The sequence below is a fragment of the Streptomyces sp. NPDC093225 genome, assembly GCF_044753805.1.
Taxonomy (GTDB): domain Bacteria; phylum Actinomycetota; class Actinomycetes; order Streptomycetales; family Streptomycetaceae; genus Streptomyces.
Map to the genome: position 1 here is coordinate 1 of NZ_JBIVNX010000004.1, position 19,912 is coordinate 19,912.

Genomic DNA, 19,912 nt, shown 5'->3' on the forward strand with positions numbered 1-19,912 from the left:
TGGAAGCCCAGTAATGGGTGGAGCTGACCGGTACTAATAGGCCGAGGGCTTGTCCTCAGTTGCTCGCGTCCACTGTGTTAGTTCTGAAGTAACGAACACGCCCCCTTCGGGGTGCGGCGGTTCAACTTCATAGTGTTTCGGTGGTCATAGCGTTAGGGAAACGCCCGGTTACATTCCGAACCCGGAAGCTAAGCCTTTCAGCGCCGATGGTACTGCAGGGGGGACCCTGTGGGAGAGTAGGACGCCGCCGAACAACCCGCCCTTTTAGCTCAGTCGGTAGAGCGTCTCCATGGTAAGGAGAAGGTCAACGGTTCGATTCCGTTAAAGGGCTCAGAGAAAAGGCCCCCGCCAGCTGGCGGGGGCCTTTTTGCGTTTCCGGGGTCGGCGTCTCACCCCAGCCGATCGGCGGCCGCGTCGATGAAGCTACGTACGCGCTGCTCGAAGTCCCGCTCGATCTCGACGAGCGACCGGCGGTCCTGCGCGTGGGTGATCTCCCCGAGCTTGTCCGATATCGCGTCCATCAGGGGGCGTAGGCCCGGGTCGTCCGCCACCAGACGGAGCCGGAACGCTGCCGTCTCCGCGGCGGCGCCGAGCCGGTCGCTCTCCAGAAGGGCGGTGAAGAGGCTTTCCTCGTCCCTTGGCGTGCGGTTGCGGCGGAACCACAGGGTGATCATGCCGCGTTTGAGGTCGGTCACGGCGCCGGCGTAGGCGCTGTACGCGGTGAGGCGCTCCTGGCGGAGGCGCTCCACACGGGCCACCGCCTCCGAGCGTTCCGCGGTGCGGCGTTGGAAGAGGTACGTGCTCAACGAGCCGACGAGTGTGCCGAATACGGCGACCAGGCTGGCCAGAACGGTAGTCACGGCCGGGCACGCTAACGCAGGACCGGGCTCCCCGCCCGGTGTGCGGGCACACGCGTCGAGCCCGGCTCGTTGCGGGACGGGGGCACGACCGCTCAGTCGCCCTGGCGGGGCTCCGGGACGCGGAAGGCCAGGATGGCCATGTCGTCCGAGGCCGGCTCGGCGGCGAAGCGCTCCACGGCGCGCAGGACGCGGGAGGCGACGGCGCCGGCCGTGAGGCCCGTACACGTCGTCAGGACGTCCGCGAGGCCGTCGTCGCCCAGCATGCGGGTGCCCTCGCGGCGCTCGGTCACGCCGTCCGTCACGCAGAGCAGGACGTCACCCGGGTCGAGCGTGAGGTTCTCCTCGTACAGCTCCAGGTCGTCCATGACGCCCAGCAGGGGCTGCGGCTCCGCCGCCGGTTCGACCGTGCCGTCGGGGCGCAGCCGCAGCGGCAGGGGGTGGCCGGCGCAGACCAGCTTGAGGGCCGCCCCGCCGTCGTCCTGCGGGCGCAGTTCGCCGTACAGGAGCGTGAGGAACCGGCTGCGGGCGCCCTCGTCGAGGATCGCCGCGTTCAGCCGCTCCAGCACCGCCGGACCGCCGAAGCCCTCACGGGCCAGCAGGCGCAGCGCGTGGCGGGCCAGGCCGGTGACCGCGGCGGCCTCCGGGCCCGTGCCGCAGACGTCGCCGATGGCGAAGCCGTACGCGCCGTCCTCGATGGGGAAGACGTCGTAGAAGTCGCCGCCGACCTCGTTGCCCTCGCCCGCGGCCCGGTAGATGACCTCGACCTCCATGCCCGGGATCGCGGGCTGGCTCGGCGGCAGCAGGCTGCGTTGCAGGGAGCGGCTGATCGCCATGCGCTCCGAGTACAGGCGGGCGTTGTCGAGGGCCAGGGCGGCCCGCCGGGACAGGTCCTCGGCGAGTTCGAGGATCTCCTGGCGGAAGTGGTCCTCGGCCGGCTTCCCTAGGGTGAGCATGCCGATGACCCGGTTGCGGGCCATGAGCGGCAGGACGACGGTCTCGCCGGCCACGGCCGAGGCAGTGGCCAGGGTGGTGCCGATGCCGGAGGTGTGGTCGGTGGGCGAGCCGAGGCCGACGGTGCGCATGGACGTGCGCAGGGCGGCCTGCCGGGCCGCCTCCGAGGGGGCCGTCCAGTGGCGGACGGTCTGGTCCGCGGCCGGCTCGGGCGGTGCGATGCGGGACAGCAGTGCCTTGAGGCCGTCGATCAGCTCCTCGTCCTCGTGCAGGACGTATGACAGGAGCGGCTCGGAGGCCGGATCCGCGATCGTGTACACGGCGCACCAGGTGGCCAGGGTGGGCACCGTCATCTGGGCCATGAGGGCCAGGGTCTGGTCCCGGTCGAGGGTGCCGGCCAGCAGGTCGGAGGCCTCGACGAGGAACGACAGGGAGCCGCGGCGCAGCCGCTCCAGCTCGCCGAGCCGGGCGGACTCCACGGCGAGGGCGATCCGGTCGGCGGCGAACTGCAGGCGCAGGGCCTCGTCGTTGCTGTAGCGGCCGGGCGTCTCGGCGGCGACGCCGAGGGAGCCGGTGAGGCGGCCCTCGACCTTGAGGGGCACGGTGACGACGGAGCGCATGCCGGTGCCGCCCAGGAGCGGTACGGCGCCGGGGACGGCGGTGAGGTCGTCGTGGACGGCGGGCATGCGGGCGGAGCCGTACCGGCTGGTGCCGGCCTCGACGGGTACCCGGGCGAAGCGCTGGCGGGTGGAGGGCAGGCCCGTGGTGGCCCGCACCTCCAGCTCGGTCTCGTCGTCGGTGGCCAGGAGCAGGAAGGCCGCGTCGCCGTCGAGCATGTCGCGGGCGCGCTCCACGGTGCGCTGGAGGAGGCTGTCGAGGTCGTCGGGGGCCGGGGAGCCGATGAAGACCTCGAAGGGGTCGCCGGCGCGGTTCTCCGACAGCTGGCCGGGGTCGGCGGGTGCGGCGGCGCGGGCCGGGGTCTGCAGCACCGCGCGCTCGGTGTCCTGGACGAGCAGGCAGACCGTCGAGGGCTCACCGGCGGCGTCGCGGACGCGCAGGTGGGAGGCGTACACGGGGATGACGCGACCATCGGCTCCGCGCAGCCCGTAGCTGCCCTCCCAGCGGGACAGGCGCAGGGCCTCGGCGATGCCGGTCCCGGTGCCGGGGGTGTGCGGCCAGGCGGCGAGGTCGGCGAGGGGGCGGCCGGTGGCCTTGTCCGCCGAGTAGCCGAACAGTTGTTCGGCGTCTTCGTTCCAGGCCGCGATCAGGCCCTGGCGGTCGATCTGGAGGACGGCGACCCGGACCCGGGTGTCGGTGACCGGCAGCTGGTCGTCGGGGACCGCGGGGCCCGCGGACCGGGTGCCGACGGGACGGGCGGGGAGGGCGAGCTGGAACCAGACGTGCTTGCCGGCGGTGGCGTACTCGACGCCCCAGCGGTCGGCCAGGGCGGCGCAGAGCATCAGGCCGCGGCCGCCCTCGTGGTCGGGGCTGGCGTAGGCGCGGTCGGGGTGCTGGAGCGGGACCTCGCGCTCGGGGTAGTGGTCGGCGACCTCGACGCGGACGCCGTCGGCGGAGCGCAGGCACAGGACGTCGGCGCGGGTGCCGGCGTGGACCACGGCGTTGGTGACGAGTTCGCTGGTCAGGACCACGGCGTCGTCGACGATGTCGGCGAAGCCCCAGCCCTGGAGGGTGTCGCGGACGAAGGCGCGGGCCGTGGCGACCGAGCGCCCCTCGGGTTCGAAGCTCGCCGCCGCCCGGGCCGTGATCACAGCACTCCTCGTTCGTGTCGCACCACCCGGCTCCACCATGGACCGCCCCTCCGGTGCCCGGTTCCTCACGCGCCGCCGCCCCTGCCGGGCGGACCGGGGCGGTTGGACAGTCGCCTGCCAGGTTACTTACCTTCGCCGTCTCGGCGGACGGGGTCCGCGGGGATTCCACCCGCAAGGTGCGGGTCCGGTACGAAGGTGCCGAAGTTTTATGGCCGGGTTCGGCCAGGGTGAAACACTGGGAAGGCTTGGCAAGAGGCGTACCCCGGTACGTACCCCGGTACGGCGGTCGACCCTTTCGGGAGGGACACGGTGGAGTCTGGCGTGGCGGCGCGGAGGGCCAGTGCGCGCGGCAAGGGAGGGCGGCCGCGGCGTGGCGGGACCACGGAAGTGGACTCGGCGGCCCTCGACCGGCTACTGGTCGCGCTCGTCTCGATGCGCGACGGCAACTTCCGCAAGAGGCTGACGGTCTCCGGCGACGGGGTGATGGCGGAGATCGCCGCCGTCTACAACGAGGTCGCGGACCGCAATCTCCACCTGACGGGCGAGATCGCCCGAGTGCGGCGCATGGTGGGGCGCGAGGGGAAGTTGAGCGAGCGGCTGGAGACCGGGGCCTGCGAGGGCTCCTGGGCGGCCGCGATCGACGCCTCGAACCAGTTGGTGGAGGATTTGGCGCGGCCGGTGTCCGAGGTCGGCCGGGTCCTGTCGGCCGTCGCGGAGGGCGACCTGGGCCAGCGGATGGACCTGCGGACGCAGGCGGCCGACGGGGTCGGGCACCCGCTGCGCGGGGAGTTCCTCAAGGTCGGGCGCACGGTCAACAACCTGGTGGACCAGCTGTCGGCCTTCACCGACGAGGTGACGCGGGTCGCGCTGGAGGTGGGCACCGAGGGCAAGCTCGGCGGCCAGGCCCAGGTGCGCGGTATGTCCGGTTCGTGGAAGGACCTCACGGACTCCGTCAACACGATGGCGTACCGGCTCACCGCTCAGGTGCGTGATATCGCGCTGGTGACGACGGCCGTGGCCAAGGGCGACCTGTCGCGCAAGGTCACGGTGCACGTGGCCGGCGAGATGCTCCAGCTCAAGAACACCGTCAACACGATGGTGGACCAGCTGTCGTCGTTCTCCTCCGAGGTCACGCGGGTGGCCCGGGAGGTGGGCACCGAGGGCGAGCTGGGCGGCCAGGCGCAGGTGCCCGGCGTGGCGGGCGTGTGGAAGGACCTGACGGACTCCGTCAACACGATGGCGGGCAACCTGACCGCCCAGGTGCGCGGGATCGCGCAGGTCACGACGGCCGTGGCGAACGGCGACCTGTCCCAGAAGGTGACGGTCAGCGCGCGCGGCGAGGTCGCGCAGCTGGCCGAAACGATCAACCAGATGACGGAGACCCTGCGGACCTTCGCCGACGAGGTCACCCGGGTGGCGAGCGAGGTCGGCGCGAAGGGCCTGCTCGGCGGTCAGGCGCAGGTGCCGGGCGCGGCGGGTACGTGGAAGGACCTCACCGACTCGGTGAACACGGTCTTCCGCAACCTGACCACGCAGGTGCGCGACATCGCGCAGGTGACCACCGCGGTGGCCAACGGCGACCTGTCGCAGAAGGTCACGGTCGACGTCGCGGGCGAGATGCTGGAGCTGAAGAACACCGTCAACACGATGGTGGACCAGCTGCAGTCCTTCGGTTCCGAGGTGACGCGGGTGGCCCGCGAGGTCGGCGTCGAGGGCGAGCTCGGCGGTCAGGCGCAGGTGCCGGGCGCGGCGGGTACGTGGAAGGACCTCACCGACTCGGTGAACACCGCCTTCCGGAACCTGACCGGTCAGGTGCGCAACATCGCGCAGGTCACGACGGCCGTGGCGAACGGCGACCTGTCCCAGAAGGTCACGGTGGACGTCTCCGGCGAGATGCTCCAGCTGAAGAACACCGTGAACACGATGGTCGACCAGCTGTCGTCGTTCGCCGACCAGGTCACGCGGATGGCCCGGGACGTGGGCACGGAGGGCCGGCTGGGCGGTCAGGCGCGGGTGGACGGGGTGTCGGGCACCTGGAAGGAGCTGACCGACTCCGTCAACTTCATGGCCGGCAACCTGACCTCCCAGGTGCGGCAGATCGCCCAGGTGACGACGGCGGTGGCGCGCGGCGACCTGTCGCAGAAGATCGACGTGGACGCGCGCGGCGAGATCCTCGAGCTCAAGAACACCATCAACACGATGGTCGACCAGCTCTCCGCGTTCGCCGAGCAGGTGACGCGGGTGGCCCGCGAGGTGGGTACGGACGGCCGGCTGGGCGGACAGGCCCAGGTGCCGGGCGTGGCCGGCGTGTGGCGGGACCTGACCGACTCCGTGAACGGCATGGCCGGGAACCTGACGGCCCAGGTGCGCAACATCGCCCAGGTCGCCACCGCGGTGGCGCGCGGCGACCTGTCGCAGAAGATCGACGTGGACGCGCGCGGCGAGATCCTTGAGCTCAAGAACACGCTCAACACGATGGTCGACCAGCTGTCGTCCTTCGCCGACCAGGTGACCCGGGTGGCCCGCGAGGTGGGCACCGAGGGCATCCTGGGCGGCCAGGCCGAGGTCAAGGGCGTCTCGGGCACCTGGAAGGACCTGACCCAGTCCGTCAACTTCATGGCGAACAACCTGACGTCCCAGGTGCGCAACATCGCCGAGGTGACCACCGCGGTGGCCATGGGCGACCTGTCGAAGAAGATCACCGTCGACGCCAAGGGCGAGATCCTCGAGCTGGTCACCACCGTGAACACGATGGTCGACCAGCTGTCGTCGTTCGCGGAGCAGGTGACGCGGGTGGCCCGCGAGGTGGGTTCCGAGGGCATCCTGGGCGGTCAGGCGCGGGTGCGCGGGGCGACCGGCATCTGGAAGGACCTGACCGACAACGTCAACCTGATGGCCAACAACCTGACCTCGCAGGTGCGCAACATCTCGCAGGTCTCGGCGGCCGTCGCCAACGGTGACCTGACGAAGAAGGTCACCGTCGAGGCGCGCGGCGAGGTCGCCCAGCTCGCCGACACCGTGAACACGATGGTGACCACGCTGTCCTCGTTCGCCGACGAGGTGACGCGGGTGGCGCGGGACGTGGGCACCGAGGGGCGGCTGGGGGGCCAGGCCCACGTGCCGGGCGTCTCGGGCACGTGGAAGGACCTCACGGAGTCCGTGAACCTGATGGCCTCCAACCTGACCGGCCAGGTGCGGCAGATCGCCATGGTCACCACCGCCATCGCCAAGGGCGACCTGACCAAGAAGATCGACATCGACGCGCGCGGCGAGATCCTGGAGCTGAAGACGACCATCAACACGATGGTCGACCAGCTGTCGTCGTTCGCCGACCAGGTGACGCGGGTGGCCCGCGAGGTGGGAACCGAGGGCATCCTCGGCGGCCAGGCGCGGGTGCGCGACGTGGACGGCACCTGGCGGGACCTGACCGAGTCCGTGAACGAGATGGCCGGGAACCTGACCCGGCAGGTGCGCGCCATCGCGGCCGTGGCCACCGCGGTGACCCGCGGCGACCTGAACCTGAAGATCGACGTGGACGCGGCCGGTGAGATCCAGGTCCTCCAGGACAACATCAACACCATGATCGCGAACCTGCGCGACACCACCCTGGCCAACAAGGAGCAGGACTGGCTCAAGGGCAACCTGGCCCGCATCTCCGGCCTGATGCAGGGCCGCCGGGACCTCGACGACGTCGCCTCGCTCATCATGAGCGAGCTCACCCCGGTGGTCTCCGCGCAGCACGGCGCGTTCTTCCTGGCCGTGCCGCCCGGCGGCAGCGACGAGATCGGCACCGGCGCCGGGGGCCCGTACGAGCTGCGGATGCGCGGCAGCTACGCGTACGCGGGCAGTGCCATGCCCACCAGCTTCCGGCCCGGCGAGGGGCTCATCGGGACCGTCGCGGAGGAGAAGCGGACGATCCTGGTCGAGAACACCCCGCCCGGCTACCTGAAGATCTCCTCCGGGCTGGGGGAGGCCCCGCCGGCCCACGTGATCGTGCTGCCGGTGCTGTTCGAGGGGCAGGTGCTGGGCGTCATCGAGCTGGCCTCGTTCCAGCCGTTCACGCAGATCCAGAAGGACTTCCTGTCGCAGATCGCCGAGATGATCGCGACCAGCGTCAACACCATCAGCGTCAACTCCAAGACCGAGGCGCTGCTCAAGCAGTCGCAGGAGATGACCGAGCAGCTGCGCGAGCGCTCCGCGGAGCTGGAGAACCGGCAGAACGCGCTCCAGCTGGCCAACGCGGAACTGGAGGAGAAGGCCGAGCTGCTGGCCCAGCAGAACCGGGACATCGAGGTGAAGAACACCGAGATCGAGGAGGCCCGGCAGGTCCTGGAGGAGCGGGCCGAGCAACTCGCGGTCTCCATGCGCTACAAGAGCGAGTTCCTGGCCAACATGTCGCACGAGCTGCGCACTCCGCTGAACTCGCTGCTGATCCTGGCCAAGCTGCTGGCGGACAACGCCGACGCCAACCTCTCCCCGAAGCAGGTGGAGTTCGCCGAGACCATCCACGGCGCCGGCTCCGACCTGCTCCAGCTCATCAACGACATCCTCGACCTGTCGAAGGTCGAGGCGGGCAAGATGGACGTCTCCCCGACCCGGATCGCCCTGGTGCAGCTGGTCGACTACGTGGAGGCCACCTTCCGGCCGCTGACCGCGGAGAAGGGCCTGGACTTCTCGGTGCGGGTCTCGCCCGAACTGCCGGCCACCCTGCACACCGACGAGCAGCGGCTCCTGCAGGTGCTGCGCAACCTGCTGTCCAACGCGGTGAAGTTCACCGACACCGGTGCGGTGGAGCTGGTGATCCGGCCGGCCGGGGCGGACGTGCCCGTGGAGATCCGCGAGCAGCTGCTGGAGGCCGGCTCCCTGCGCGAGCCGGACGGCGACCTGATCGCCTTCTCGGTGACCGACACCGGCATCGGCATCGCGGCCAGCAAGATGCTGGTGATCTTCGAGGCGTTCAAGCAGGCCGACGGCACGACCAGCCGCAAGTACGGCGGCACGGGCCTGGGCCTGTCGATCAGCCGCGAGATCGCCCGCCTGCTGGGCGGCGAGATCCACGCGGCCAGCGAGCCCGGCCGCGGCTCCACCTTCACGCTGTACCTGCCGCTGCACCCGAGCGAGCTGCCGCCGCAGGGGTACGCGCCGCCGGCGCCCGGCGGACGGGCCGACGTGCACCGACGGCCGGCCCGGGTACAGCCCGCCCCGGTCCCGCCGGCGCTGGAGCCGCCGAGGCCGGCGGGCATCGAGGCGGGCGCGCCCGGTGCGGCGCCCACGCTGTTCCGACGGCGGCGCAAGACGCTCAGCGAGCTGGAGCCGCGGCCCGCGCTGCCCGGTCAGGGCGGCCAGGTCGGGGTGCCGGAGCCCGGGGCGTGGGCGACGGTGCCCGAGGAGCCGCCCGCGGCGCCGCGGACGTACGACTTCCACGGCGGCGAGAAGGTGCTGATCGTCGACGACGACGTGCGCAACGTCTTCGCGCTGACCTCGGTGCTGGAGCAGCACGGGCTGGCGGTGCTGTACGCGGAGAACGGCCGCGAGGGGATCGAGGTCCTCGAGCAGCACGACGACGTCACGGTCGTGCTGATGGACATCATGATGCCCGAGATGGACGGGTACGCGACCACGGCGGCGATCCGCAGGATGCCGCAGTTCGCGGGCCTGCCGATCATCGCGCTGACCGCGAAGGCCATGCAGGGCGACCGGGAGAAGGCCATCGACTCCGGGGCGTCGGACTACGTCACCAAGCCGGTGGACCCGGACTACCTGCTGACGGTGATGGAGCAGTACATGCGCAGCAAGTGACGCCCGGCGCGGCGGCGGGGACCCCAGGGGGCGTCCCGGGGCGTCCCGGGAACCTTCCGTCCCGCCGCCGCGTTCCCGCTCCGGAGAGCTCCGTTCACAGTGACATCTCGGTGACAGGGTGTGGCGATCTCGGGAGTGGGGCTACGATGACCGGCACAAGGACGGGCGGGTTCTGCGAGCCGGGGAGGCCCCCTGAGGGGGCGAGGAGGACAGGGCATGGTGCAGAAGGCCAAGATCCTCCTGGTCGACGACCGACCGGAGAATCTGCTGGCGCTGGAGGCCATCCTCTCCGCGCTCGATCAGACACTGGTCCGGGCGTCGTCGGGAGAGGAAGCGCTCAAGGCGCTGCTCACGGACGATTTCGCGGTCATCCTGCTGGACGTCCAGATGCCGGGCATGGACGGGTTCGAGACGGCCGCGCACATCAAGCGGCGGGAGCGGACCCGGGACATCCCGATCATCTTCCTGACCGCGATCAACCACGGTCCGCACCACACCTTCCGCGGGTACGCGGCGGGCGCGGTGGACTACATCTCCAAGCCCTTCGACCCGTGGGTGCTGCGGGCGAAGGTGTCGGTGTTCGTCGAGCTGTACATGAAGAACTGCCAGCTGCGGGAGCAGGCCGCGCTGCTCCGGCTCCAACTGGAGGGCGGCGGGCACACCGGCGCCGGCGGCTCGAAGGAGTCGGCCGGGCTGCTCGCCGAGCTGTCGGCACGACTGGCGGCCGTCGAGGAGCAGGCCGAGGCACTGACCAAGCAGCTGGACGACGACTCGGCGGACGCGGCGGCGGTGGCGACCGCCGCCCACCTGGAGCGCAAGCTCACCGGGCTGCGGCGCGCGCTGGACGCCCTGGAGCCCGGCACCGGCGGGGCCTCGGCCGTGCTGCCGGCCCAGACCTGAGGCACGACGGGCCCGCCGCCACCCGGACCTGACGCCGCGTCGGCCGTGAGCCCACGGCCGACCCGACGTCAAATCGCCACCCGCGTCGGCGACACGAACGGGTGAAGCGGTGGGCACACGTGTCCCCCGCCCCCGACACCGGTACCCTCGCCCCCATGGCCTCACGTACGTCCGGCAAGGGTTCCCAGGGCACGGCGGGCACCGCGAAGGCCCGCTCCGGCCGTACCCCGGCGGCGAAGAAGGCCGCCCCCGCGCGCAAGCCGCCCGCGAAGAAGGCGGCGCCCGCCAAGCGGCCCCCGGCCAAGAAGGCGGCGGCCGCGCCCAAGGCGGCGCCGTCCCCCACCGGGGGCGTCGTCCGGGTCGTGCGCGCCCTCTGGCTCGGTGTGGCCCACGCGGTGGGTTCGGTGCTGCGCGGTTTCGGCCGCGGCGCGAAGAACCTCGACCCCGTGCACCGCAAGGACGGCCTCGCGCTGCTCCTCCTCGGCCTCGCCCTGATCGTCGCCGCGGGCACCTGGTCCAACCTGCGCGGCCCCGTCGGCGAACTGGTCACCATGCTCGTCACCGGCGCCTTCGGCCGGCTCGACCTGCTGGTCCCGCTGCTCCTGGGCGCCATGGCCGTCCGGTTCATCCGGCACCCCGAACAGGTCGACGCCAACGGCCGCATCGGCATCGGCCTGACCGCCCTCGTCGTCGGCGTCCTCGGACAGGTGCACATCGCCTGCGGCTCGCCCGGCCGGGACGCCGGCAGCGCCGCCATCCGCGACGCGGGCGGCCTGATCGGCTGGGGAGCCTCCCAGCCGCTGGTCTTCACCATGGGCGCGCCGCTGGCCGTGCCCATGCTCGTGCTGCTCACCGTCTTCGGCCTCCTGGTGGTCACCGCCACCCCGGTCAACGCAGTCCCGCAGCGGCTGCGCCAGCTGGGCGTACGGCTCGGGGTCGTGGCACCGCTGGAGGAGGACCCGTACGAGGCCGGCGCCGACCGGCACGACGAGGCGCAGTGGCGGGCCCGCACCCGCCGGGGCGGCCGTCCCGACGACGGCACGGACGACCTGGACGGCGTCGACGGCCCGGAGCGGGCCGAGGAGCAGGCGCTCGCCAAGCGCCGCCGGACCCGCCGGCCGTCGGGGCAGCCCGCCCTGGACCGGCCGATGGACGCGGTGGACGTGGCCGCGGCGGCCGCCGCGGCCCTCGACGGGGCGGTGCTCAACGGGCTGCCGCCGTCGCCGCTGGTCGCCGATCTGACCCAGGGCGTGTCCGTCGACCGCCCCGCGGGCCGGCCGGCGGAGACCACGGCACCGGTGCCGGCGCCCGTGGCGCCCGTGCCCGTGCCGACGGCGCGCGAGGCGCGGCCCCCGGTCGTTCCGGACCTCACCAAGTCCGCGCCCGAGGTGTCCGACCCGCTGCCGCCGCGGGCCGAGCAGCTGCAGTTGCGCGGCGACATCACGTACGCGCTGCCCTCGCTGAACCTGCTGGAGAAGGGCGGCCCCGGCAAGACCCGCAGCGCCGCGAACGACGCGGTGGTCGCCTCGCTGACGAACGTCTTCTCCGAGTTCAAGGTGGACGCCGCCGTCACCGGCTTCACCCGCGGCCCGACGGTCACCCGGTACGAGGTGGAGCTCGGCCCCGCCGTGAAGGTCGAGCGGATCACCGCCCTGACCAAGAACATCGCGTACGCCGTGGCCAGCCCGGACGTGCGGATCATCAGCCCGATCCCCGGCAAGTCCGCGGTGGGCATCGAGATCCCCAACACCGACCGCGAGATGGTCAACCTCGGCGACGTGCTCCGGCTGGCGGAGTCGGCGGAGGACGACCACCCGATGCTGGTCGCCCTCGGCAAGGACGTCGAGGGCGGCTACGTCATGGCCAACCTCGCGAAGATGCCGCACGTGCTGGTGGCCGGCGCCACCGGCTCCGGCAAGTCGTCCTGCATCAACTGCCTGATCACCTCGATCATGGTGCGGGCCACCCCGGAGGACGTGCGGATGGTGCTGGTCGACCCCAAGCGGGTCGAGCTGACCGCGTACGAGGGCATCCCGCACCTGATCACCCCGATCATCACCAATCCCAAGCGGGCCGCCGAGGCCCTGCAGTGGGTGGTGCGCGAGATGGACCTGCGCTACGACGACCTGGCGGCCTTCGGCTTCCGGCACATCGACGACTTCAACGAGGCGATCAGGAACGGCAAGGTCAAGCTGCCCCCCGGCAGCGAGCGGGAGCTGAGCCCGTACCCGTACCTGCTGGTGATCGTCGACGAGCTGGCCGACCTGATGATGGTCGCCCCGCGCGACGTCGAGGACGCGATCGTCCGCATCACGCAGCTGGCCCGCGCGGCCGGCATCCACCTGGTGCTCGCCACCCAGCGGCCCTCGGTGGACGTGGTCACCGGCCTGATCAAGGCGAACGTGCCCTCGCGGCTGGCCTTCGCGACCTCCTCGCTCGCCGACAGCCGCGTCATCCTCGACCAGCCCGGGGCCGAGAAGCTCATCGGCAAGGGCGACGGGCTGTTCCTGCCGATGGGGGCCAACAAGCCGGTCCGACTGCAGGGCGCCTTCATCACCGAGGGCGAGATCCAGGCGGTCGTGCAGCACTGCAAAGACCAGATGACGCCGGTCTTCCGGGACGACGTCACGGTCGGGCAGAAGCAGAAGAAGGAGATCGACGAGGAGATCGGCGACGACCTCGACCTGCTGTGCCAGGCGGCCGAGCTCGTGGTCTCCACCCAGTTCGGCTCGACCTCGATGCTCCAGCGCAAGCTGCGGGTGGGCTTCGCGAAGGCCGGGCGGCTCATGGACCTGATGGAGTCGCGCGGGGTGGTGGGGCCCAGCGAGGGCTCCAAGGCCCGGGACGTGCTGGTCAAGCCGGACGAGCTGGACGGGGTGCTGGCCGTGATCCGCGGGGAGACCGAGGCGTAGCGGGGGCGCACCCGGGGTGCGGCGGGGGCGTGGCGGGGCGGATCCCGTGAGGGTTCCGCGTCCGGTTCGTGAGGACTTCCGGGAGTGTCCGGCCAGTCTCACCCGTAAGGGATCGGGGGGCAACCGTTTCCCTTGGTCGTGCGTCAAGTTGAGGTGAAAGGGCGGTGCCGCCCCGCAGGCTCCGCCGACGGGCTGCGAAACGCCATACGGATGGCGTACGCGGTCCGCGCTCCCGGTTGCTCCACCCTTTCGTCACCCCCCTAGACTGGACATCCAGCAGGTGGTTACACGCTCGAAAGGCGCCCTCGTGTCCATCGGCAACGCCAACTCCCCCGAAGACGACCGGCCTTCCACCGGCGACGACACCGGTACCGGCGACGGCACCGGGCCGTCCATCGGCCGGGTCCTCCAGCAGGCCCGCATCAGTGCCGGCCTCACCGTCGACGAGGTCTCCTCCACCACGCGCGTCCGCATTCCGATCGTGCACGCGATCGAGCAGGACGACTTCACGCGGTGCGGCGGCGACGTGTACGCGCGCGGCCACATCCGCACCCTGGCGCGCGCCGTGGGGCTCGATCCGGCCGAGCTGATCGAGCAGTACGACGCCGCCCACGGCGGCCGCCCCGCCCCGACCCCCGCCGCACCCCTGTTCGAAGCCGAAAGGATCCGGCCAGAGCGGCAGCGGCCCAACTGGACCGCCGCCATGGTCGCGGCGATCGTCGCCGTGATCGGGTTCGTCGGCTTCACCGCCTTCGGCGGCGGGGACGACTCGAAGAAGCACGCGGTGGCGGAAGGTTCCGCCTCGCCCCAGCCCGCCCCGAAGCCCAGTGCCACCGTCAAGCAGGTCAGGCCGAGCCCGGCCAAGCCCACCGCCGAGCCCTCGGACAGCGCCATCGCGGCCGCCCCGAAGGACATGGTCACCGTCGTGATGACCGCGGTCGGCGGGGAGAGCTGGATCTCGGCGAAGGACCACAACGGCCGGCTGCTCTTCGACGGCATGCTCGAAGAGGGCGACTCGAAGACCTTCACCGACAAGAAGTCCGTCGACCTCGTGCTCGGCGACGCCGGATCCGTGAAGCTCTTCGTGAACGGCAAGGAGATCAAGGACGAATTCCAGCCAGGTCAGGTCGAGCGCCTGACCTACACCAAGGACGACCCGCGGCCGGCCGACGGAACCGGCCAGGGCGACGCCCAGGCGGGCTGACCTCGGCGTTCCGGTCCGCGCGGACATCCGCGACGAACCGGGCGGAAGCTCCTCCGGATCCCCGGGGCGCGACACGACGCCCCGGGGATCCGCGCTGGTCGGGGGCACCCGGCGGGGGCCGGCGCCGGGACGAAGTAGTCTTGAGTCCATGCCCGAACGCCGTACCGTCGCCCTTGTCACCCTTGGCTGCGCCCGTAACGAGGTGGACTCGGAGGAGCTCGCAGGCCGCTTGGCGGCGGATGGCTGGGAGCTCGTCGAGGACGCCGCCGACGCGGACGTCGCCGTCGTCAACACCTGTGGCTTCGTCGAAGCCGCGAAGAAGGACTCCGTGGACGCCCTGCTGGAGGCCAACGATCTCAAGGATCATGGCCGCACGCAGGCCGTCGTGGCCGTCGGCTGCATGGCCGAGCGCTACGGGAAGGAGCTCGCCGAGGCCCTTCCCGAGGCCGACGGCGTGCTCGGTTTCGACGACTACTCCGACATCTCCAACCGCCTCCAGCTGATCCTCAGCGGCGGCCACGTCGAGGCCCACACGCCGCGCGACCGCCGCAAGCTGCTCCCGATCAGCCCCGCCGAGCGCCAGGACGCCGCCGGCGTCGCCCTGCCGGGCCACGCCCAGGAGGAGCCCGCCCCGGCCCCCAGCGACCTCCCCGAGGGCCTCGCGCCCGCCTCCGGCCCGCGTGCGCCGCTGCGCCGCCGCCTGGACACGAGCCCGGTCGCCTCGGTCAAGCTCGCCTCCGGCTGCGACCGGCGCTGCTCCTTCTGCGCCATCCCGTCCTTCCGCGGCTCGTTCATCTCGCGCCGCCCGAGCGACGTGCTGGGCGAGACCCGCTGGCTGGCCGAGCAGGGCGTCAAGGAGATCATGCTGGTCTCCGAGAACAACACCTCGTACGGCAAGGACCTGGGCGACATCCGCCTGCTGGAGACCCTGCTGCCCGAGCTCGCCGAGGTCGAGGGCATCGAGCGGGTCCGGGTCAGCTACCTGCAGCCCGCCGAGATGCGCCCCGGCCTGATCGACGTGCTGACCGCGACGCCGAAGGTCGTGCCGTACTTCGACCTGTCCTTCCAGCACTCCGCCCCGGACGTGCTGCGGGCCATGCGCCGCTTCGGTGACACCGACCGCTTCCTGGAGCTGCTGGACACCATCCGCTCCAAGGCCCCGCAGGCCGGTGTGCGGTCCAACTTCATCGTCGGCTTCCCGGGCGAGACCGAGGCTGACTTCGCCGAGCTGGAGCGCTTCCTGACCGGCGCCCGGCTCGACGCCATCGGCGTCTTCGGCTACTCCGACGAGGAGGGCACCGAGGCCGTCACGTACGACAACAAGCTCGACGAGGACGTCATCGCCGAGCGGCTGGCCCACATGCAGCGGCTCGCCGAGGAGCTCACGGCGCAGCGCGCCGAGGAGCGGGTCGGCGAGACGGTCGAGGTCCTCGTGGAGGCCGTCGGCGAGGAGACCGGTGACGAGGACGGGGCCACCGGCCGCGCCGCTCACCAGGCCCCGGAGACCGACGGCCAGGTGATCTTCACCAGTGGCGAGGGCCTGACGGTCGGCCGCATCGTGACGGCCAAGGTGGTCGGCAGCCTGGGCGTGGACCTGGTCGCCGAGGCCCTGGACCTCGAGGGGGCGGCGGGATGACCGGAGTCCCGGCACCGGCGGCGGGCGGCACCGGCCGTCGGCCCGCACCCAGCGGCAAGCTGGGCGCGGCGGCCGTCAACCAGGCCAGCCTGTGGAACATCGCGAACATCCTCACGATGGTCCGCCTCGTGCTGGTGCCGGGATTCGTGCTCCTGCTCCTGGCGAACGGCGGGTACGACCCGGCCTGGCGCTCGCTGGCCTGGGCGGCCTTCGCCGTCGCCATGATCACCGACCTGTTCGACGGCCATCTGGCCCGGACCTACAACCTGGTCACGGACTTCGGGAAGATCGCCGACCCGATCGCCGACAAGGCGATCATGGGGGCCGCGCTGATCTGCCTGTCCTGGCTGGGCGACCTGCCCTGGTGGGTGACCGGGGTGATCCTCGGGCGGGAGCTCGGGATCACGTTGCTGCGCTTCTGGGTGATCCGGTACGGAGTGATCCCGGCGAGCCGCGGCGGCAAGATGAAGACCCTGGCGCAGGGCACCGCGGTCGGCATGTACGTCCTGGCGCTGACCGGACCGCTGGCGACACTGCGCTTCTGGGTGATGGCGATCGCCGTCGTGTTGACGGTGGTGACCGGCCTCGACTACGTCCGCCAGGCGATCGTCCTGAGGCGGCGGGGGATGGCCGAGGAGCGCGCCGCACGCGGCGCGGAGGGCTGACCGCGAGACGACATGGGCGAGCTGGTGGGGAGTAACGGGGAAACCGGTGCGGCTGGGACCGCCACCGAGGTACTCTCCTTGCTCGCGGAGCGTGACCAGACGCTCGCGGTCGCCGAGTCGCTCACCGGAGGACTGGTCGCGGCGGAGTTGACCGCGGTTCCCGGTGCGTCCCGGAGCTTCCGTGGCTCGGTCACGGCGTACGCCACCGACCTCAAGCGCGATGTGCTGGGCGTCGACGGCGCACTGCTCGCGGCCCGCGGCGCGGTCGATCCGCAGGTGGCGGCCGCGATGGCGGTCGGAGTGCGGAACGCGCTGGGGGCTTCGTGGGGCATCGCGACGACCGGAGTGGCCGGTCCGGATCCGCAGGACGGGCAGCCGGTCGGCACGGTCTACGTCGCCGTGGCCGGTCCGACGGGCGGGAAAACCGCCGCGCTGAGGTTGAACGGCGGCCGCGCGGAAATCCGTATGGAGAGTGTACGGAGGGTGCTCGAACTGCTCTCGAGCGAACTCCAGGACAATGCGGGGACACAGGATACGGAACAGAACGGGGGGATTTGATGTTTGCAGCCCTGAGTGAACACGACATCGCTCCCCGCACGGCCGCGGCGCGAGGCGGTACGGTGGGGCGTGAAGGATGCGGCTATACGGTCAGAGGAGGGAGCCACCGATGATTCTGCTCCGTCGCCTGCTGGGTGACGTGCTGCGTCGGCAGCGCCAGGCCCAGGGCCGTACTCTGCGCGAAGTCTCCTCGTCCGCCCGAGTCTCGCTCGGCTATCTCTCCGAGGTGGAGCGGGGGCAGAAGGAGGCGTCCTCCGAGCTGCTCTCCGCGATCTGCGACGCGCTGGACGTACGGATGTCCGAGCTGATGCGTGAAGTCAGCGATGAACTCTCGCTCGCCGAGCTGGCCGCGTCCGCGGCCGCGAGCGACCCGGTGCCGGCACCGGTACGCCCGATGCTCAACTCGGTGTCCGTGGCCTCGGTCGCGGGTGGACCCGAGCGGGTGACCATCAAGACGCCGGCCGAAGCGGTGGCAGTCGTAGCCGCGTGAGCTGAGTGTGGCCGGGGCCCCGGCGGTGCGCGTGAGGCGTGCCGGCCGGGGCTCCGTGCTGTCCGGTGACGTGCGGCGGCTGCGCTGCGTGCCGTTCTGGGTGCGGAGCGTAGGACCGTACGGGAGACTGGGGCGCGTGGCGGAGCGGCGCGGCGTCGGGGGCCCGGGGGGTTCCTCGGGCGTGCGCGGCCGCGGCCCGCGGGGGTGCATACCCGTGCCCGTGCGGGTGGGGCTGGGCCTGCTCGGCGGTCTCCTGTGGTGGTGGGCCGTGGCGCGGCTGGCGCTCGCCCCGCCGGGGCGGGCGGGGCTCCTGGAGGGGGCCCTGGCGTTCGGGGGCTGGGGGCTGGGCCTGCTGCCGGTGCACTGCGTGGGGCTGGCGGAGGCGCCGGGGGTGTCCGCGGCCCGACGGCGCGGCGAGGGGCTGCTGACGGGGGCGTGGGCGGGGCTCACCAGGGCATGGCGACGCCGCCGTTCGGGCGCAGGATCTGGCCGGTCATGAAGGACGACGCGTCCGAGGCCAGGAACAGCACGGTACGGGCGATGTCCGCCGCCTCGCCGACCCGGCGCAGCGGGGACAGCCGCACCATCGCCGCCTCGGTCTGCTCCTGGGCCTCGGGGGAGTGCTTGTCCGTCATCGCGGTGCGGATCCAGCCCGGGGCGACGGCGTTGACGCGGATGCCGTACGGCCCGGTCTCGGTGGCCAGGGTCTTCGTCATCTGCACGACGGCGGCCTTGGCGGCGCTGTAGCAGAGCAGGCCGGGGCTGGCCGCGTCGACGGCGCCGGAGGCCATCGTGACGATGCTGCCCGGGGTGCCGGCCGCGAGCATGGTGCGGGCCGCCTCCTGGCAGGCGTACAGCACCCCCTTGAAATTGACGGCGAAGACCCGGTCGAGGTCCTCGTCGAGGGTGTCGACCACGCTGCTGGTGTGCATGATGCCGGCGATCGCCGCGGTGACGTCGAGGCGTCCGGTGGCCCGGGCGGCGCTCGCGACGGCCTCCTTGAGCTGGGTGCGGTCGGTGACGTCCAGGGGGTGGGCGCGGGCGGCGCCGCCGGCGTCCGCGATCTCGGCGACGGTCTCGGCCAGGCCCTTCTCGTCGCGGTCCGCGCAGTGCACGGTGGCACCGGCCGCGGCGAGCAGGAGGGCGGAGGCGCGGCCGATGCCGCTGGCGGCGCCGGTGATCAGTGCGGTGCGGCCGGTGAGCCCGTACGGCGTCGGGGGCGGGGGCGTAGGGGGCATGCCGGGACGGTACGACCGGATCTGACGGGTCGTCAACTAGCGGGTGGGTCCCGATTGGCAGCGCGGGCACCAGTAGGTGGGGCGACCGTCCTGCGGGGCGCTGCGCAGGGGAGTGCCGCAGCGGAAGCACGGGCGGCGGGCCCGGCCGTAGACGTACAGGGTCTGGCCGGGGCGGTGGCTGCCGGTGGTGCTGCGGCGGCCGGGGTGGGCGCGGTTGGCCTCCAGGAGGCGGTGGGCGAGCTCGACGATCCGGTCGGGCTCGGGGAGCTCGCCGACCGGGAGCCAGGGGGTGACCTGGGACAGGAAGCAGAGCTCGCACTTGTACACGTTGCCGATGCCGGCGAGGTTGCGCTGGTCGAGCAGGGCCTCGCCGAGGGGGCGGGCGGGGTCGCGGAGCAGGTTCGCGCGGGCGGCGTCCGGGTCCCAGTCCGGCCCGAGGAGGTCGGGGCCGAGGTGGCCGACGGCCTTGGGCTCGGCCGCGGTGCGCAACAGCTCCAGGACGGGCAGGCGGTAGCCGACGGCGGTGTGGGCGCTGTTGCCGAGGACCGCGCGGATCTGGAAGGCGGGGCCGCCGGTCCACTTCTCGCCCGGGGCGTAGAGGCGCCAGGCGCCCTCCATGCGGAGGTGGCTGTGCAGCGTGAGGCCTCCCTCGACGCGGGTGAGCAGGTGCTTGCCGCGGGGTGTCACGTCCAGGACGGTGCGGCCGGTCAGGTCGACCGTGGCGAGGCGGGGCACGCGCAGGTCGCACGTCGTGAGCACCTCGCCCGCGAGCGCCTCGTGCAGTCGGTGCGCCGCGTGCCAGACCGTGTCTCCTTCGGGCATGGGGCCATTGTCCTCCCGGCACGGGAGGGCGACGGCGCCGGGAGCGAGGTGGTCGGGAACGGGAGGGGCCCGCCCCGCTCCTGGGAGCGGGGCGGGCCCGGGGCCGCG

At 72.2% G+C, this 19,912-nt stretch carries 12 protein-coding genes, 1 tRNA gene and 1 rRNA gene; 10 read left to right on the plus strand and 4 right to left on the minus strand.

Annotation, left to right across the window (positions count from 1 at the left end):
• Window positions 1–136: 136 nt before the first annotated feature.
• Together rrf and ACIQCH_RS05790 are read left to right on the plus strand one after the other, a co-directional pair.
• Window positions 137–253, plus strand: a 5S ribosomal RNA gene (gene rrf, locus ACIQCH_RS05785).
• A gap of 5 nt (window positions 254–258) precedes the next feature.
• Window positions 259–331: transfer RNA gene (locus ACIQCH_RS05790), tRNA-Thr, on the plus strand.
• 58 nt (window positions 332–389) lie between these two features.
• On the opposite strand, the gene ACIQCH_RS05795 is transcribed toward ACIQCH_RS05790, so the two are convergent.
• Window positions 390–860, minus strand: a complete 471-nt coding sequence (locus tag ACIQCH_RS05795) for a hypothetical protein (protein ID WP_402578311.1) — start codon at window positions 858–860, stop codon at window positions 390–392.
• A 92-nt stretch (window positions 861–952) separates the two neighbouring features.
• Window positions 953–3,619, minus strand: a complete 2,667-nt coding sequence (locus ACIQCH_RS05800; protein ID WP_402578313.1) for a SpoIIE family protein phosphatase — start codon at window positions 3,617–3,619, stop codon at window positions 953–955.
• Window positions 3,620–3,889: 270 nt separating this feature from the next.
• Here ACIQCH_RS05800 and ACIQCH_RS05805 point away from each other — a divergent pair, with 270 nt between their 5' ends.
• The 8 genes from ACIQCH_RS05805 to ACIQCH_RS05840 all read left to right on the plus strand — a co-directional run bounded on the left by ACIQCH_RS05805 (window position 3,890) and on the right by ACIQCH_RS05840 (window position 17,744).
• The gene (locus ACIQCH_RS05805; RefSeq protein ID WP_402578315.1) at window positions 3,890–9,379 is read left to right on the plus strand and encodes a HAMP domain-containing protein; all 5,490 of its coding nucleotides are present in this window, start codon (window positions 3,890–3,892) and stop codon (window positions 9,377–9,379) included.
• A gap of 216 nt (window positions 9,380–9,595) precedes the next feature.
• Complete coding sequence (locus ACIQCH_RS05810) at window positions 9,596–10,279, plus strand: two-component system response regulator (protein ID WP_402578317.1); 684 nt, start codon at window positions 9,596–9,598, stop codon at window positions 10,277–10,279.
• Window positions 10,280–10,434: 155 nt separating this feature from the next.
• Window positions 10,435–13,191 carry a DNA translocase FtsK gene (locus ACIQCH_RS05815; protein ID WP_402578319.1) on the plus strand — a complete coding sequence of 919 codons (2,757 nt, stop codon included), beginning with the start codon at window positions 10,435–10,437 and terminating at the stop codon, window positions 13,189–13,191.
• A gap of 307 nt (window positions 13,192–13,498) precedes the next feature.
• A complete protein-coding gene (locus ACIQCH_RS05820; RefSeq protein ID WP_402578321.1) occupies window positions 13,499–14,395 on the plus strand; it encodes a helix-turn-helix domain-containing protein in 897 nt (298 codons plus the stop codon).
• A gap of 148 nt (window positions 14,396–14,543) precedes the next feature.
• The gene (rimO, locus tag ACIQCH_RS05825) at window positions 14,544–16,031 is read left to right on the plus strand and encodes a 30S ribosomal protein S12 methylthiotransferase RimO (protein ID WP_402578323.1); all 1,488 of its coding nucleotides are present in this window, start codon (window positions 14,544–14,546) and stop codon (window positions 16,029–16,031) included.
• On the plus strand, window positions 16,028–16,696 hold the full coding sequence (gene pgsA / locus ACIQCH_RS05830; RefSeq protein ID WP_402578325.1) for a CDP-diacylglycerol--glycerol-3-phosphate 3-phosphatidyltransferase: 669 nt from the start codon (window positions 16,028–16,030) through the stop codon (window positions 16,694–16,696). The genes rimO and pgsA overlap by 4 nt, the downstream gene beginning before the upstream one ends.
• A 12-nt stretch (window positions 16,697–16,708) precedes the next feature.
• A complete protein-coding gene (locus tag ACIQCH_RS05835) occupies window positions 16,709–17,254 on the plus strand; it encodes a CinA family protein (protein WP_402578327.1) in 546 nt (181 codons plus the stop codon).
• A 109-nt stretch (window positions 17,255–17,363) separates the two neighbouring features.
• Complete coding sequence (locus tag ACIQCH_RS05840; RefSeq protein ID WP_402578329.1) at window positions 17,364–17,744, plus strand: helix-turn-helix domain-containing protein; 381 nt, start codon at window positions 17,364–17,366, stop codon at window positions 17,742–17,744.
• A gap of 446 nt (window positions 17,745–18,190) precedes the next feature.
• On the opposite strand, the gene ACIQCH_RS05845 is transcribed toward ACIQCH_RS05840, so the two are convergent.
• Together ACIQCH_RS05845 and ACIQCH_RS05850 are read right to left on the minus strand one after the other, a co-directional pair.
• On the minus strand, window positions 18,191–18,982 hold the full coding sequence (locus tag ACIQCH_RS05845) for an SDR family NAD(P)-dependent oxidoreductase (protein WP_402578331.1): 792 nt from the start codon (window positions 18,980–18,982) through the stop codon (window positions 18,191–18,193).
• A 36-nt stretch (window positions 18,983–19,018) separates the two neighbouring features.
• On the minus strand, window positions 19,019–19,804 hold the full coding sequence (locus ACIQCH_RS05850) for an Fpg/Nei family DNA glycosylase (RefSeq protein WP_402578332.1): 786 nt from the start codon (window positions 19,802–19,804) through the stop codon (window positions 19,019–19,021).
• Window positions 19,805–19,912: the final 108 nt, after the last annotated feature.